Raw genomic sequence first — 13,762 nt, forward strand, 5'->3', positions numbered from 1 at the left:
GTATCTTGTTGAATTCTGTCTCTGGTTCAAACGGAGAGGCGCTCGCGGCAACGCGAGGCGCTCCGTCAGTTTTCAATCAGTTTCTTGTACTTCACGCGGTGGGGCGTCGTATCGCCGCCCTGGGCACGCTTCCACGCCTCGTACTCGCTGTAGGAGCCCTCGTAGAAGACCACCTTCGAGTCGCCCTCGAACGAGAGGATGTGGGTGGCGATGCGGTCGAGGAACCAGCGGTCGTGCGAGATGACCACGGCGCAGCCGGCGAAGTTCTCGAGGCCCTCCTCCAGCGCGCGGAGCGTGTTGACGTCGATGTCGTTCGTCGGCTCGTCGAGCAGCAGCACGTTGCCCTGCTCCTTGAGGGCGATGGCCAGATGGAGCCGGTTGCGCTCACCGCCCGAGAGCATGCCGCACTTCTTCTCCTGGTCGGCACCCGTGAAGTTGAAGCGGGCCACGTAGGCGCGGGCGTTGACCTGGCGGTTGCCCAGCGTGATGAGGTCGCTGTTCTGCGAGATGACCTCGTAGACCGTCTTCTCGGGGTCAATCGACTTGTGCTGCTGGTCTACGTAGGCCAGCTTGACCGTCGGCCCGACGCGGAAGGTTCCCGACGTGGGCTGCTCGAGCCCCATAATCATCCGGAAGAGGGTCGTCTTGCCCGTACCGTTGGGGCCGATGACGCCGACGATGCCGGCGGGCGGCAGCGAGAAGTTCAGATGCTCGTAGAGCACGCGGTCGCCGAAGGCCTTCGAGACATCGTGCGCCTCGATGACCACGTCGCCCAGACGCGGACCGTTGGGGATGAAGATTTCGAGCTTCTCCTCCTTCTGCTTGGCATCCTCGTTGAGCATCTTGTCGTAGGCCGACAGTCGGGCCTTCGACTTGGCGTGGCGGCCGGCGGGCGACATGCGCACCCACTCCAGCTCGCGTTCGAGCGTCTTGCGGCGCTTCGACTCCTGCTTCTCCTCCATCTCCAGACGCTTGGTCTTCTGCTCAAGCCAGCCCGAGTAGTTGCCCTTCCAGGGGATGCCCTCGCCGCGGTCGAGCTCCAGAATCCAACCGGCCACGTTGTCCAGGAAGTAACGGTCGTGCGTCACGGCGATGACCGTACCCTTGTACTGCTGGAGGTGCTGCTCGAGCCAGTCAATCGACTCGGCGTCGAGGTGGTTCGTCGGCTCGTCGAGCAGCAGCACGTCGGGCTGCTGCAGCAGCAGACGGCACAGCGCCACGCGGCGCCGCTCACCGCCCGAAAGCACCTTGACCGACTGGTCGGGGTCGGGGCAGCGCAGGGCGTCCATCGCACGCTCGAGCACGCTGTCCAACTCCCAGCCGTTCACGTGGTCAATCTGCTCGTAGAGCTCGCCCTGGCGCTCGATGAGGCGCGCCATCGCGTCGTCGTCCATCGGCTCGCAGAGCTTCATGTTAATATCCTCGTACTCCTTGAGCAGGGCTACCGTGGCGGCGCACCCCTCTTCGACCACCTCGCGGACGGTCTTCGTATCGTCGAGCTTGGGCTCCTGCTCCAAATAGCCCACCGTATAGCCGGGCGAAAAGACCACCTCGCCCTGGAAGTTCTTGTCGATGCCGGCAATAATCTTCATGAGGGTCGACTTTCCGGCGCCGTTCAGACCGATGATGCCGATTTTGGCTCCGTAGAAGAAGGAGAGGTAGATGTTGTTCAGCACTTTTTTCTGGTTGGTGAAGGTCTTACTCACACCCACCATCGAGAAGATGATTTTTTCGTCTGCCATATTTGGGGTTTTACTAGTTTCGCATGATTCGACAAAGATACGAATTTTTCGCCGAGAATCCGCCTCCGCCGCACCGAAGCCGATAATTTTAACACTCGGAGGCGCCTGCCCGCTCCGTTCTGCCCCAAGGAACGGACCACGAGAGCGCCCAGACGGGGTTCTGAATCCACCGGGCAAGCCCCTTGCCGCCGGCATATTCTCGCCGCCGAATGCCTCCGCCCGCGCACCGCCGCACGGGCGGTAGAAATCGTCTGCAATTTCTGTCCGCCGCCCGCTCTCTGTCGGTCTTCCCTGCCCATCCATCCGGCCACAGCTCACGCTCGCCTCCGCCCGCGCGTCCAACAAAACGAAATCGCCCCGATGCTCGAGGCATCGGGGCGATGGCTTGCAGGTTATCCGTCACGGCCCGGTCGCGGCGGTAAACCGACTAATAGTTCTCCTTCTTGGGCTCGAAGTAGGCCTGCGGATGCTTGCAGGAGGGGCAGATTTGCGGAGCCTCCGAAGCCTTGCAGACATAACCGCAGTTGCGGCACTGCCACCAGATTTCGCCGTCACGCTTGAAGAAGTTGCCGTCGGTCAGGCGGCTCAGCAGCTTCAGGTAGCGCTTCTCATGCTCAGCCTCGACAGTTGCAATCATGCGGAACGCCGTGGCGATTTCGGGGAAGCCCTCCTCGTCGGCCACGCGGGCAAACTCGGGGTAGAGCACGTCCCACTCCTCGTTCTCGCCCTTGGCCGCAGCCAGCAGATTCTCCTGCGTGGTGCCGATTTTTCCGGCAGGGTAGGAGGCGGTGATGGTCACCTCGCCGCCCTCGAGGAATTTGAAGAAACGCTTTGCATGCTCCTTCTCCTGCTCGGCCGTCTCAGTGAAGACGCCTGCAATCTGTTCGTAGCCCTCCTTCTTGGCCACGCTTGCAAAGAATACGTAGCGGTTGCGGGCCTGGCTTTCGCCGGCAAATGCCTTGAGCAGATTCTGCTCGGTCTTGGTTCCCTTGATGCTTTTCATGGTTGTATTGTTTAATGAGGTTTTCGTCTGAGGCAAAGGTATGCAAATTCCGCATCCTTCCAACAAAAATTCCATCGTTTTTTCCGATAGCGTTATTTGTCGGACTTATAGTGCGGTCCGAAACTATCGGAAGCCATTTAAACCATCTAACTAAACCGCCGGGCAGCCTCGTCCGTCCCAGCCAGCCGAAGAGGAGAGAGTCGACCGTCGCGCCCGTCCCGGCCTTCCGAACGGAAGCAGCAGCCTCCCTCCGCCGGACCGCATCACCTACCGCTGCCGTCGCACGAACAGGGCTCTTCGGCATCGCTCCGCCGCTTCTGCTGCATGCGCCATTCGCGTCCGATGACCAGATGGGTGCTGATGCAGGCCAGACCGCCGTAGAGCAGCGTGAGGATGCAGAGCATCTTGATTTCGGGCAGCACCTCCGCAAGCGAAGCCCCCATGCTCTGGATGCGGATGAAGCCATTGACGCCGTGCGTCGAGGGGAGAATCCGCCCGAAGTCGAGCAGCCACCCGGGAATCGCCTCGGCGGGGTACGAAACGCCGCTCAGCATGAGGAAGGGGATTGAGGTCCAGAGCAACAGCAGCAGCGAATTTTCGCGGTAGCGGAAGAGGGTCGAGACGGCGATGCCCATGGCGATGCAGGCCGCCAGGTAGGCTGCCATGAAGAGCACGAGGGTTCCCGTCGCACCGTTCATCGGGTAGTGGAACAGCCGGTAGTGCAGTCCGAGGATGTAGAGCGACGTCACGGCGTAGATGCTGGCGTAGACCAGCCCCTTGCCCATGACGACCGGCAGGGTCGAGAGCCGGCAGCGCCCCTCGGGGCAGAGCTTCGTGTAGAGGCCGAACTCGCGCCACGTGCCGCCAATCATGCCGATGCCGATGAGCAGCGTCTGCTGGATAATCACCATGATGATGGCCGGCATGACGAAGGTGCCGTAGCCCAGATAGGGGTTGAAGAGGTTGTGCGACTCGTAAATCACGGGCTGCGTGGTGGCCTGCGCCTGCGGGATGTTAGCCCCCTTGGCCACCAGCCGCTGAAACTCGACCATCGCCCCCGTGGCGCCGATGGAGGTGACCACCTCCTGGAAGACCTGGCGGTACATCAGGAAGTAGCTGGCATCGACGTATATCGCCACGTTGGCCTGCTCGCCCCCGAGCAGATGCCGTTCGTAGTCGGAGGGGATGTAGACGATGCCGTAGATTTTGCGGTCGAAGAAGAGCCGCCGCGCCGCCTCCATGTCGGTGGGTTCGTAGGCCACATAGGTGTTCGGACCCGCGTTGAAGAGGTCAATCAGGCTGCGGCTCGTCGGCGTGCGGCACTCGTCGACCACGCCAATCGGGACGTTGCGCAGCACCTGCGCACCATAGGCGCTCGAGTAGAGCGTCGCATAGATGAAGATGGCCAGCACCAGAATGAGCAGCACGCCCGCATCGGTGAAGATGGTGCGGTACTCGTTGCGCATGACGACGAGCAGTTGGTGCCAGTAGGAGCGTATTTGTCGTGAAAGGCGCGTCATGTCAAAGTCTCCCCCAGAATTTCTCCTCCGTGCAGATGCGGCGCAGACGCCGGCGACAGAGGAACGGTAACAGAATAAAGAGCGACATGTAGCCCAGGTCGGGCAGCGAGCAGACGACGGGGGCGCCCCGCAGCATCTGGTCGACGAAGATGTCGGTATAGTAGGTGAACGGGAACAGGCGGCTGAGGTACTGCATCGCCGGCCACATGGCCATCACGGGGAAGGTCAGTCCCGAGAAGGTGAAGGCCAGCACCGAGTATCCGCCGCCGATGGAGAGCGAGAGGCGCAGGTTGCTCAGCAGCGCGACAATGAAGAGTCCGATGGCCTGATAGCTGACGATGAAGAGCAGCGTGGCGAGCAGGATGACCCACAGCGAGCCGTTGAGCGGCACGCCCACCACCTTGAAGATGATGCACAGCATGGCCATCGCCACCAGGAACATGACCACCGTGATGGGGAGCAGTTTGCCCGCCACCGACGCCGCAACGGAGTCTCCGCCCGTTGCGAGCCACTCGCCGGCCGTGCCGCGCTTGAGCTCCGTGCCCACGGCGAAGATGGTCGTCATGATGACGAAGATGAGCAGCATCATCGGCATGAAGCTCGGCGAGAGGTAGTAGCCGTAGTTCGTGTAGGGGTTGAAGAGCACGTGCTTGCTGAAGCGTACGGGCATCAGCTGCGCCATGGCCTGGCGGTCGGTCAGCCCCTGCTTGGTGAGCAGCTGGAGCTGGATGCCGGCCGAGAAGGTGGTCACGGCGGTCTGGATGTCGCGTGCGAGCAGGCCGTTGACCGTGATGTTCGTACCCGTGATGTAGGCCTCGACGTGGGTCTGGCGGTTGCTCAGGATGTTCTTCTCGAAGAAGTCGGGCACCTGCACGATGGCCATGATGCGCCCCTCGCGCATGAGCCGCTCGGCCTGCGGCATGTCCTGCACCTCGTAGGCCACCAGTGCCGTCGGCGTCGCGTCAATCATGTCGACGATTTTGCGCGAGAGCGTCGTTCCGTCCTCGTCGAATACGGCGATGGGGATGTCGTGCGCCACCCCCTTTTCGAAGAGCAGCGCAAAGAACGAGAAGGAGAGCACGGGCAGAAGCAGCATCAGCACCACATACATGGGCTGACGGGCGATTCTTCCCAGCTCGCGCCGCAGCACGGCGGCCGTATGGTGCAGCAGCGACGGCATGACTACTCGATTTTATCCCAGTCGACCAGAACGCTCATGCCGGGACGCAGCCCCGAGGTCTCCCCCTCGGGACGGGCCTTGATGGCGAAGGTGCGGATGTCGAAGCCGCCCTGCGTACGCGTTGCGGCCCAGGTCGCAAAGTCGGCCTGCGGGGCGATGTAGCTCACGCGGAAGGTCAGCGTACGGTCGAGCGCCGGAACGTAGCCCTGCATGCGCGTCCCCATCCGGATGCGGGGCAGGAGCGTTTCGCGGATGTTGAAGGTGACCCACATGTCGCTCATGTCGAGAATCGCCACCACGGGGTAGCCGCTTCCGACCAGCTCGCCCTGCTCGGCGACAATCGTCGAGACCTCGCCCGCAACGGGCGAATAGACCATCGCGTCGCTGATGTAGGACTCCACCTCGCTCACGGCCCCCTCGGCCTGACGGACGCGGGCCGCCGCAGCCTCCTTCTCCTCCTTGCGGGCACCGTCGGCCGCCATGTCGTACTGCGCCTTGGCGGCCTGTGCCGTCGCCTCCATGGCGTGGAAGTTGGCCGTCGCCTCGTCGAGCTTCTGGGCCGGGAGGACGCCCTGCTCGTAGAGGCCCTTCACCCGCTCGTAGGTCTTGCGGGCCAGTTCCAGCCCGGCCTGAGCCTTCTGCCACATGTTCATCGCGGCCTCAATCTGCTGCACGCGCGCACCGGCAATGGCCGCCTGGTCCATTGCCGAAGCGGCACTGCGGACCGCCTCGGCCTGACGCAGCTTGGCGTCGAGCTCGGGCGTCGAGAGGGTATAGAGCAGCTGTCCGAGGGCCACCGAGTCACCCTCCTCGACCAGCATGTCGACAATCCTTCCCGGGACCTTCGACGAGGCCTTGTAGGTGGTGCACTCGACCGTACCCTGAATCAGCGTGGGGGTCTTGCGGGTGATGTACCAGCTGATGAGCAGCACCGAGGCGATGATGACCACGGCGGCGGCAATGATTCCGATGACGTAATTCTTCTTCATATCGTATGGCTTTTATTTTTCACGGACGAAGAGCACCTGACGGGCATCCGGACGGCGGATGTAGCTCGCGAACTCGTCGCTGACGCCCGCCGCCTCAAGCAGCCGGGCCAGCATCAGGTCGTAGTTGTAGGCAGCCTGCAGCCGCTCGGTGCGCACCTTCGCGAGGTTGAGTTCGGCGTCGATGAGCTCCGACGAGGAGGCCATTCCGGCCAGGAAGGCGGCGTTCTGCACCTTGAGGTACTCCGAGGCGAAGTCCAGCGAGGCGTCGATGGAGGCCATCTGGTTGCGGTAGTTCTCCATCTGGTTGTAGAGCTTCTCGACCAGCACGGCGATATCCTGCCCGGCCTTCTGCTCGAGCGCCCCGACGCGGCGGGCCGTATGGCGCGCGGCGGAGTACTTGTATTCGCGGTTCAGACCGTCGAAGAGCTTGAAGTTGACCCCCACGCCCACGGCCCAGCGCGGCACGAGCCCCGAGACCTGGTAGTTGTAGAACATGGCGCCGCCCATGGCCGCCACCTGCGGCAGGAAGGCCGAACGCTGGAGCTTCACCCCCTCCTCGGCCAGCTTCCGCTTGAGCGACACCTGGTTGAGCAGCGGGCTGTACTTCCGGGCCAGGTCCTGGTAGTAGGCGACCCCCTCCAGCTCGTCGAGGATAAACATCGAGGTCACGGGCTGGCATGCGGTCTCCTCGCCCAGCGTGTTGTTGAGCGCCGAGGCAACCGTCTCGGCCTGCAGCCGCGCATTCTGCAATTCGCGTTCCGCTTCGGTCATCTTGAACTGCACGTAGAGCAGCTCGCTGTGGGCAATCATGCCGCTCTTCTCGAGCGCCTCGGCATCCTCCAGATGGCGCCTTACGCCGTCGACCACCTGCTGCCGCACCTCGACCACCTGCCGCGCCAGCGTCAGACCGAAGTAGCGCTCGACGAGCTCCGAAACCAGCGCGTTGCGCGTCTGGTTGCTCTGCTCGACGGCCGTCTGTTCGTTGATGCGGGCCGCGCGGTTGGCCGTATTGATTTTGCCGCCCAGATAGAGCGGGAGGGTCACCTCGCCGCCGATGAATCCCAGGCTGCGGTCCTGCAGCGTCAGCTTCCAGTCGGCACTGAACAGGGGGTTGATGAGTCCGCTGATGGTGGGTATCATCTCGGGCGGCACCACGCCACTGCCGAGGATGGTCTCTGCAGCCCCCTTCAGGGCTCCCTTCTTGTCGTTGAGGTCCAGTCCGATGTCCTTGCCCAGATAGGCATAGGCGCCCGAGAGGTTGATTTGGGGCATGCGCAGACCGATGGCCGCGCGGCGCTCCTGCATGGCGGCCTTCTCCTCGTAGACGGCCGCCTCGAGCGCCGGGTTATTCTGAAGAGCCGCAGCGAGCGCCTCGTCGAACGAAAGCGTCTGCTTGGCCTGCTGCCCGTAGGCCGAAAGGCCCGACAGGAGCAGAGCGGCAGCTAAAATCCGGGGTGCGATTTTCATGACGAAACAACTTTTGCGGCAAATATAAACGTATTCCCGCAAAGTTGTCCGCCGAAAAGGTTATTTAGACCAATATTAGGTATAAAGGGTGCATAAAAAGGCCCGTTTTTCCAACCCTCGGGGACCAGCCGCAACATTCAATGGAAAAGATGGGCATTGACAGCGAGCACCTCGCCGCCGAGCGAAGGGTAGGCGCGCACGTCGACACCCCCCTCGCGCAGATTGAGCGCGCCGCGGCAGCAGACGAAGCGGTCGGGCTCGTAGAGGGCGAAGACCGCCCGCGCAAAGCCCAGCCGCAGCATCATGGTCGAGCAACTCTCGGGCTCGCTGCTGCGGCGCGAGCAGGGCTCCATCGAAGAGTACATGGCCGCCCCGCGCAGTTCGGCGCCCGCCGCCAGCGCCTTGGCGACAGCCTCCTGCTCGGCGTGGTGCGTCGGCGATGTTTCGTGGGTATAACCCGTGAAGAGTTCGCCCCGCGCGGTGCGGACCACGGCCCCGACCCGGTACGAGGTGGGACTGGGGGGCGACTGGAGGCTCAGCTCGATGGCCCGGCGCAGCAGGCAGAGGTCCTCCTCGCGCGTGTTGGGATGGAACCGCCACGTCCGGATTTCCATCCGGTCGTCCAGCATCGCATCGGTGTGCGGCACGTCGAGATACCCCTCGTCGAAGCAGAGACGGGGCGCGTCGGCCTCCACGCCGAGCCGCATGCTGCGGTTGACAGCCAGCCGCAGCGTGTCAATCAGCCCCGCACGGGCGAAGAGGCGCAGCGTGCGGGGACCGCCCTCGACAAGGAGCCGCTCGATGCCGCGCTTCTCAAGCTCGGTGACGAGCAGCTGCGCCGTGAGCGGCTCCTCCGGGACGACGACCTCGGCCACCCCGGCCAGTTGGGGCAGCGGCCGCGTGGAGAAGACGAACTTGCGGCCGGCGCCCTGCGTGAAGAAGTTCATCGAGGGGTCTAACCGCCCCGAGGCGGTGAAGGTCACCTTGTCGATATCCTCCGGACGGCCCTCGGCGCGGCGCCGGGCGCGCAGCGACTCGTCGCGCACGAGCAGCGACGGGTTGTCGCGGCGCAGGGTCTCGGCGCCGACCAGAATGGCGTCGCAGGCGGCACGGAGGCGCTGCACCTCCATGAAGTCCTCCGGCGTCGAGATGATGAGACGCTCCGGCGAGGCGTCGTCCATATAGCCGTCGGCCGTGACGGCAACAGATGCGTAGATGTTCATCGCGTGAGGGTGAAAAGGGTAATTTCGGGATAGGCACCCAGACGCATCGGGTACCCGACATAGCCGATGCCGTCGTTGATGTAGAGCGTGCTGCCCGGGCAGTCGTAGCGGCCGCTCCAGCGGTCGTAGAGCCACTGCGCGGGCGAATAGCGGCGGCCGAAGAGGTGCAGCTGGAGCTGCATGCTGTGGACATGGCCCGAGAGGGTCAAATCGCCGCGGCCGAGCGCCGTGATGTTGGGCCAGAGCTGGGGCAGATGGCTCAGCGTGATGTTGAAGAGCGAATCGGGAACGCCGCGGTAGGCATCCGAGAGGTCGAGCGTCGGGAGGTGGAACGAGTGGCGGAACTCCTGCAGCTCCTTGTCGAACGAGATGCCCGTCAGGGCGATGCTGTCCCCTCCGCGGACGAGGTAGGCCGTCGTATCCTCAAGCACGTACCAGCCCATGGAGCGCTGGGCCGCCACCAGACGACGCAGATTCTCGTCCGCCGGCAGCGAGAGCGTGTTGCGGATGTAGACCCCCACGTCGTGGTTGCCCGTGACGGAGTAGACGCCGCAGGGGGCCTTCAGCCCGGAGAGAATCCTCCGCACGCTGTCGGTCAGCTCCGTGGAGCGGATGTTGACCAAATCGCCGCAGAAGAGCACCACATCGGGCTGCAGGGCGTTGAGTGCCGCCACCAATCGGCGTAGTTCCCGTTCGGGATGCACCATCGACCCCACATGCACGTCGGAGAACTGCGCCACGCGGAAGCCGTCGAACGATGCCGGCAGCCGCTCCGACCGCACCGCCACCCGGTTGACGACCAGCGTGGTGCGTCCGTAAGTAGCGCCCCATACGAGTGCTGCCGCAAGCGCCACGCCCGCAACCGCACCCACGCGCGGCAGCCGGCAGAGGCGGAATACGTAGTAGAGCAGACGCGGCAGCACCAGCAGCAGGTAGAGCCAGAAGCACCACATCGAAAAGGACATCACCGGGGTAGTATTGTCGCTGCTCGTCCAGTTGACAACGGCAATGGCAAAGGGAAGCAGGTCCGAAAGAATGCACCACGCGGCAAAGAGCCGCCGACGCAGGACGGAGCCGCTGCGCCGCACACGCCGGAGCCACACGAAGATATCGGCGGCAATCGTGCCGAGCGTCAGCAGAAAGGTTACGGTTATCAGCATACCTATTTATAAAAGATTGCAGCCTCCGTCGGGTCCGGAGGGCGATACGCTGCAAAGATACGAAAAGGAGCGGGCCGGCACAAATGCACGACGCGGTTTTCCGTCCCGCTCCCGATTCCGGTCCGATTATACTCCGATTACGCTCCAACGCCCCCTGCATCGGCCAGCGCACGCACACAGGCCATCGCAGCGCCTTCCGGCGGCTTTTGGCATACTCCTTGCTTGATTCGGCGGTAAATGAACGGATTGCTCTCCGAAACAGCCATGTTGAACAAGTAAACATCTTTTTTAATCTATTCGGCTTATGAAAAAAACATTCCAACTTTTGATTGCAACCTTGCTGCTCGCAACCTCTGCGACGGCGCAACGCTACCGCGGCAACGCCCGCAGCGAGAAGTACGCACCGACGGTCTATCTGGTCTCGGCACGCGAGGTGGACACCGTCTACGAATGCTGCGGCGCGGCGCAGAGGCTCGCGGCCATGAACCAGGCGGCCGTCGACAACGCCATCAACGACTACATGGAGACCCACCGCACCGGATTCCAGCAGGCCGAGAAGCCGCAGTTCGTCTTCACGACGCGCAACAACAGCTTCTCCTTCTCGCTCGGCGGCTCGATTGCCCTACGCGGCAGCTATGACTTCAAGGGTGTGGTCAACAACACCGACTTCGTGCCCTACGACATCCCCGTTCCGGGCAACTACGACACCCGCCAGAAAATCTCGATGGACGCCTCCACGTCGCGCCTCTTCATGAAGGCCATCGCCCATTCGGGAGCCCTCGGACGCGTGGTCATCTTCATCGACGCCGACTTCCGCGGCGGCGCGCCGGGCAGCTACACGCCCCGGCTGCGTTCGGCCTACGTTTCGGCGCTGGGCTTCACGCTGGGCCACGACGTGACGACCTTCTGCGACCTGCAGGCCGCCCCGACGACCATCGACTTCCAGGGTCCCAACGCCTACAACTTCAACTTCGCCACGGTGGCCCGCTACGAGGTTGACTTCGCCCGCGACCACATGCGCTTCGGCGTGGCGTGCGAGCTTCCGAACGTGAGCGGCACCTACAACGACTACTTCGCCCCGATTCCGCAGCGCATGCCCGACTTCCCGATGTACCTGCAGTACGCCTGGGGCGCCGACCGCAGCAGCCACATCCGTGCCACGGGCGTCATCCGCAACCTCTACATGCACAACCTGCGCACGGGCAACAACACCTCGCGTCTGGGCTGGGGCGCCCAGCTGAGCGGTACCATCCGCATGGGCCGTCCGTTCCGCCTCTTCTTCAACGGCGTCTACGGCGAGGGCATCACCCCCTACATACAGGACCTGACCGGCTCGGGCCTCGACTTTGCACCCGACCCCGAGAACCCCGCCAAGATGCAGACAATGCCCATGTGGGGCTGGCAGGCCGCGCTGCAGATTAACCTCTCGAAGCGTCTCTTCGTCACGGGCGGCTACTCGACCGTCCACGTCGAGAAGGAGAACGGCTACATCTCGGCCAACGAGTACAGCCAGGGGCAGTACATCTTCGGCAACATCTTCTACGCACTGACGCCGCGCTGCCGCATCGCTGCCGAATACCTCCGCGGTTCGCGCGAGAACATGGACGGCATCGAAGGAACGGCCAACCGGATGAACCTGCTGGTACAGTACAACTTCTAAGGTTCCGTCCGACTGCGGAACCGTGCGGCGGAGACTCCTGCGGGAGTTCTCCGCCGCTTTGCTTGTTCGGTTCGGGGTTTTATCGTATCTTTGACACAGCGCGCCCCATACGGTGCGTCCGTTTCAGCCTATGGAATTTCTTTCGCACTACAACCTCACGGGGCTCGTCATCGGCATCGCGACCTTCCTCATCATCGGACTCTTCCATCCGCTGGTCATCAAGGGCGAATACCACTTCGGCACGCGCTGCTGGTGGGTCTTCCTCGTGATGGGCCTCGCCGCCATTGCCGCCTCCATCGCCATCCGCCACATCCTCTGGTCGACGCTGCTGGCCGTCTGGGGCGCCTCCTCGCTCTGGAGCATCGGCGAGCTGTTCGAGCAGCGCAAGCGGGTTGCCCGCGGCTGGTTTCCCGAAAACCCGAAACGCCGACGCTCATGAGACTCCGCATGTGGACCTCGGCACTCTGCTGTGCAGCGGTGCTGACCGGCTACGGAGCTCCTCCGTCGCCGGAGCGGCCCTCCATGGGTGAAATGCCGCATGCGGAGGAGACTTCCGCCGTACGGGATATGCCGCCCGGCCGAACGGATACAACACAGCTACACTGGACAGCTCCGCCGGCCGAGGAGCCCCTTGCCGACTATACGGAGACGCAGCATGCCGGATTCCAGCAGGCCGAAAAGGCCCTCGTGAGCTATACGTCGCCCAACCAACGCTTCACCTTTTCGTTCGGCGGTTCGCTCATCGTGCGCGGCAGCTACGACTTCAAGGGCGTGGTCAACAGTATCGACTTCATTCCCTATGAAATCCCCGTTCCGGGCAACTACGCCTCCCGCCAGAAAATCTCGATGGATGCCTCCACGTCGCACATCATCATGAAGGCCGTGGCACGCTCCCCGAAGCTGGGCCCCGTGACGATTACCATCGACGCCGACTTCCGCGGCGGCGCGCCGGGCAGCTACACGCCCCGCATCCGCACGGCCCACGTCTCGGCACTGGGCTTCACGCTGGGACGCGACGTGACGACCTTCTGCGACCTGCAGGCCGCCCCGACGACCATCGACTTCCAGTGCCCCAACGCCTACAGTTTCGACTTCGCGACGGTGCTCCGCTACGAGGTCGACTTCGCCCGCAACCACATGCGCTTCGGCCTGGCGTGCGAACTTCCGCGGGTGAGCGGCACCTACAACGACAGCTTCGCCCCGATTCCGCAGCGCATGCCCGACTTCCCGTTCTACCTGCTCTATGCCTGGGGTCCAGACCGCAGCAGCCACATCCGCGCCACGGGCATCGTCCGCAACCTCTACCTGCACAACCTGCGCACGGGCAACAACACCTCGCTGCCGGGGTGGGGCGCCCAGCTGAGCGGCACCATCCGCATGGGACGCCCCCTGCGCCTCTTCTTCAACGGTGTCTACGGCCGCGGCATCACCCCCTACATCCTCGACCTGATTGGTTCGGGGCTCGACTTCGCACCCGACCCCGCAAATCCCGACCGCATGCGGACCATTCCCACGTGGGGCGGACAGGCAGCCCTGCAGGCCGACCTCTCGAAGCGCCTCTCCGTCACGGGCGGCTACTCGACCGTCCGCGTCGAGCATGAGAACGGCCCCCTCCCGGCCGACCGATACCGGCAGGGGCAGTACATCTTCTGCAACATCTTCTGCACGCTGACGCCGCTCTGCCGCGTTGCCGCCGAATACCTCCACGGCACGCGCCGGAACATGGACGGAGCCGCAGGGGCGGCCAACCGGGTAAGCCTGCAGGTCCAATACAACTTCTGACCCTCATCCATGAAACACCCGCTGCACATTTTCCCG

The 13,762-nt window shown here is 63.5% G+C and carries 11 protein-coding genes; 3 read left to right on the top strand and 8 right to left on the bottom strand.

Features of this window, described 5'->3' with window-relative positions:
• Positions 1 to 65: 65 nt before the first annotated feature.
• The 8 genes from ettA to C8267_RS01455 form a co-directional block, all read right to left on the bottom strand.
• Entirely contained in the window at positions 66 to 1,742 is a 1,677-nt protein-coding gene (ettA, locus tag C8267_RS01420; RefSeq protein ID WP_087361820.1) for an energy-dependent translational throttle protein EttA, read from the bottom strand.
• 427 nt (positions 1,743 to 2,169) lie between these two features.
• Complete coding sequence (gene rbr, locus C8267_RS01425) at positions 2,170 to 2,745, bottom strand: rubrerythrin (RefSeq protein ID WP_087361819.1); 576 nt, start codon at positions 2,743 to 2,745, stop codon at positions 2,170 to 2,172.
• A gap of 263 nt (positions 2,746 to 3,008) precedes the next feature.
• The gene (locus tag C8267_RS01430) at positions 3,009 to 4,265 is read right to left on the bottom strand and encodes an ABC transporter permease (protein WP_106633387.1); all 1,257 of its coding nucleotides are present in this window, start codon (positions 4,263 to 4,265) and stop codon (positions 3,009 to 3,011) included.
• 1 nt (position 4,266) lies between these two features.
• Positions 4,267 to 5,445, bottom strand: coding sequence for an ABC transporter permease (locus C8267_RS01435; protein WP_106633388.1), 1,179 nt, complete (start codon positions 5,443 to 5,445; stop codon positions 4,267 to 4,269).
• 2 nt (positions 5,446 to 5,447) lie between these two features.
• Positions 5,448 to 6,434, bottom strand: coding sequence for an HlyD family secretion protein (locus C8267_RS01440; protein WP_106633389.1), 987 nt, complete (start codon positions 6,432 to 6,434; stop codon positions 5,448 to 5,450).
• Between the two features lie 12 nt (positions 6,435 to 6,446).
• A complete protein-coding gene (locus C8267_RS01445) occupies positions 6,447 to 7,901 on the bottom strand; it encodes a TolC family protein (protein WP_087361815.1) in 1,455 nt (484 codons plus the stop codon).
• A gap of 137 nt (positions 7,902 to 8,038) precedes the next feature.
• A complete protein-coding gene (locus C8267_RS01450; RefSeq protein ID WP_106633390.1) occupies positions 8,039 to 9,124 on the bottom strand; it encodes a dihydrofolate reductase family protein in 1,086 nt (361 codons plus the stop codon).
• Positions 9,121 to 10,284 carry a metallophosphoesterase gene (locus C8267_RS01455; protein WP_106633391.1) on the bottom strand — a complete coding sequence of 388 codons (1,164 nt, stop codon included), beginning with the start codon at positions 10,282 to 10,284 and terminating at the stop codon, positions 9,121 to 9,123. Before C8267_RS01455 ends, C8267_RS01450 begins: the two co-directional genes overlap by 4 nt.
• Before the next feature lie 325 nt (positions 10,285 to 10,609).
• On the opposite strand from C8267_RS01455, the gene C8267_RS01460 reads away from it, so the two are divergent.
• The 3 genes from C8267_RS01460 (at position 10,610) to C8267_RS01470 (ending at position 13,726) form a co-directional block, all read left to right on the top strand.
• On the top strand, positions 10,610 to 11,944 hold the full coding sequence (locus C8267_RS01460; protein ID WP_106633392.1) for a DcaP family trimeric outer membrane transporter: 1,335 nt from the start codon (positions 10,610 to 10,612) through the stop codon (positions 11,942 to 11,944).
• Between the two features lie 130 nt (positions 11,945 to 12,074).
• Positions 12,075 to 12,383, top strand: a complete 309-nt coding sequence (locus C8267_RS01465) for a DUF4491 family protein (protein ID WP_087361811.1) — start codon at positions 12,075 to 12,077, stop codon at positions 12,381 to 12,383.
• Positions 12,380 to 13,726, top strand: a complete 1,347-nt coding sequence (locus C8267_RS01470) for a DcaP family trimeric outer membrane transporter (protein WP_158699655.1) — start codon at positions 12,380 to 12,382, stop codon at positions 13,724 to 13,726. The genes C8267_RS01465 and C8267_RS01470 overlap by 4 nt, the downstream gene beginning before the upstream one ends.
• Positions 13,727 to 13,762: the final 36 nt, after the last annotated feature.

The sequence above is a fragment of the Alistipes sp. Marseille-P5061 genome (genome assembly GCF_900290115.1).
Lineage (GTDB): Bacteria > Bacteroidota > Bacteroidia > Bacteroidales > Rikenellaceae > Alistipes > Alistipes excrementigallinarum.